This is a genomic window from Aquiflexum sp. (genome assembly GCF_977115555.1).
The window spans coordinates 1-2,411 of the sequence record NZ_CDSBKL010000527.1 but is presented as its reverse complement, the minus strand read 5'-3'; the positions used below and the strand labels follow the sequence as shown (position 1 = coordinate 2,411).

4 protein-coding genes and 1 pseudogene are annotated in these 2,411 nt (G+C 38.4%); 1 reads left to right on the top strand and 4 read right to left on the bottom strand.

The annotated features are described in order from the left end of the window. From ACZFYI_RS19135 to ACZFYI_RS19120, 4 genes and pseudogenes are all read right to left on the bottom strand, one after another. Positions 1-263, bottom strand: a pseudogene (locus ACZFYI_RS19135) (hypothetical protein); the annotation flags it as partial. After that, complete coding sequence (locus tag ACZFYI_RS19130) at positions 260-883, bottom strand: hypothetical protein (RefSeq protein WP_462525719.1); 624 nt, start codon at positions 881-883, stop codon at positions 260-262. The gene ACZFYI_RS19130 and the pseudogene ACZFYI_RS19135, both read right to left, overlap by 4 nt. Further along, a complete protein-coding gene (locus ACZFYI_RS19125; RefSeq protein ID WP_462525718.1) occupies positions 880-1,596 on the bottom strand; it encodes a hypothetical protein in 717 nt (238 codons plus the stop codon). The genes ACZFYI_RS19130 and ACZFYI_RS19125 overlap by 4 nt, the downstream gene beginning before the upstream one ends. Positions 1,597-1,692: 96 nt before the next feature. After that, positions 1,693-2,037, bottom strand: coding sequence for a PadR family transcriptional regulator (locus tag ACZFYI_RS19120; RefSeq protein WP_462525717.1), 345 nt, complete (start codon positions 2,035-2,037; stop codon positions 1,693-1,695). Between the two features lie 207 nt (positions 2,038-2,244). Here ACZFYI_RS19120 and ACZFYI_RS19115 point away from each other — a divergent pair. Then, on the top strand, positions 2,245-2,411 hold a 167-nt coding region (locus tag ACZFYI_RS19115), incomplete at its 3' end, for a glutaminase (protein WP_462525720.1).

The window sequence follows — 2,411 nt, the reverse complement described above, 5'->3', positions numbered from 1 at the left end:
AATTCTTTTTGAAAATATTTAATCATCCGAGTTTCTATTACCTTTTTATAGGATTCCTCCAACTCACTGAATCCAAAAATTCCAAATGAAGCATGTACTTTTTGAAAGGCTTCCTCGATGTTAAGTTTCGGATTTTCACCAAGCATTGTTTCCACTTTGCAAGCCACATGGTCCAGGATTTCATATTGGACATCGATTTCAGGATATCCTTTTTTGGAAATCAGTTTTTTAAGTTGCTCGATCTGTGGTTTGGTGAGTTTCATTGTTTGGCAAGTTTCAATTTTTCATAAGTTTTGCTGACCAACCTGATCCCGATGAGCAATTGCCCGGCTAAGATTCCCATAAAGGCCGGCATAAAGATTTGCTTTGGAAGAGATGAAAACTCAAGTAACAAGTCAAAAGAAAATGACATGCATGCGTACAGGAAAAACATGCTGTTGATGACGGACATAAACTCACTGCTATTGCGCATGGGCTTAGTGAAAATCCAATAGAAAAATGGTGCCGTATTTACAGTGATCATGACGATCAGGAAAGTTGAATATGTATGTCCTGCTTCTATGGAACCGATATGGATCAGGAAATAGGTCACGCAAAATGCGAGCAAAGCCAACCCGAAATTCTCCGGATTTAGCCAACCTTCAAATAATTTTTTGAATGCGGAAGAATGGTGACTGAGTAAAACCTGTCTTTGGAATTTATCAAGGTTCAACTTTTTAAGCTCTAGATCCAAAGCGAATTCAAATGAAACCGTACTGTCTTCCATTTCCTTCTCAATGGCTGAGGCTAGGTGGTCTACCAATTCCGATCGAATGTCTTGGTAGTAAATACCCGGTTTGATGGATTCGTTTATCTTTTCGATTTGGGGTTTGGAGAGTTTCATATCAAGGATTTTTTGGATTTGATTTTCCATACTTCAAAAAGGGAAATCCCATAAAACATAAGAATTATTGAAAGAATCAAGCTGATCTGTGGAAGGAACGCAAAAGGAATTTCATGAATGTTCAAGAATATCTTTGACATTTGAAGCAATCCATTAAGGATGAGAACCGGCAAAGTAATCCTTAAGACCAAAGCTTCGGATAAATAGGATTTGATGATGTCCTTTTGTTCAGTAAAAATGCTTTTTGCGATCCGTGTTCTTTTTCGCCAATTGAAAAGCACAAAAATCGAGAAAATGGCCAACAGTACAATCGGTACATACATCATCAGGAAATATTGCTCGTCGGTCTTTAGGTTCATTGATACAGTGAAAAGTATCAACAAAAGGCCAAGGCTGTAAATCAGTTTGGAAAAGCAGAAGTAGTTTTTAATGATCTGCCATTGGGATTTAGAAATGTCCTTTCTGAGGTTTTTCTGAAGATTTGCCTGCAAGGCATGGCAATATCCATAAGTGAATTTTTCTTCGAGTTCTGCCAATTGATCATCAAAATCAACTTCCCCAAATTCCTGCAGGTGGCTGACATAATGGTCATAGACTTCCATGAGGATTTCCGCCGAAGAGATTTCTTTTCGGACGATGGCGTTTTTGATGGATTGCAATTCTATGGCAGTCAGGTTTCGCATTTCTCTTCGGACAACCTTTGAGGTCTTCAAGACCTCGAAGGTTTATTTAATCATGGATAATTTTTTATTACCTCGGAAAGGCTGAATTTTTACTGAAACCTTCGAGGTTCTTTAAAACCTCAAAGGTTATGTCAATCCCGGATTCCAGGTGGGATTCAGGATTCTTTGGAGGTTTTCTACAAATCCCTGCAACTGGGCCATTTTGTTGTCCACCTCCTTTTGACCGTCTTTGGTCAGGCTGTAATATTTTCTAATACGGTTGTCGACCTGCTCGATTTCTGTGGTCAGCAATCCTTCGGCTTCCAACTTGTGCAGAGCAGGGTAGAGGGCACCTTCTGTGATTTTGATTTCCCCGGCGGTGAGTTCCTTGACTTTTTGGGTAATCTCATAGCCATACATCCGATCATTTTCCGCAAGTAACTTGAGAATAATGGTCTGAAGGCTTCCTTTGATTAAGTTATTGTTGGACATGGTTTCTGTGATGCATTGGTAAGTCAAATATATAAAAAAATTATATACATAAGAAAATTGGGTATATGTTTGAAATCGCCTACAAATTGCCATTGAATTTATTTTCAGCAGCAAAATAAGTTTGCTCAATATTTTCCAAAATTCAGGGAGTTTAATTTATTCACCTTTGATTTTGATAATAGTCAGAAAAACCATCACTTTGAAATCATGAACTACCAAGCAATCATTGAAGACATCTATAATGAATTAAAGGACCAGGATTTTGGAGGAAAAGTCGCTGACTATATCCCTGAATTGGCAAAAGTCAATCCCGATCATTTTGGGATCGCCTTGGTGGATTTGGAGGGGAAAGTCTATGGCGCAGGAGATTTTGA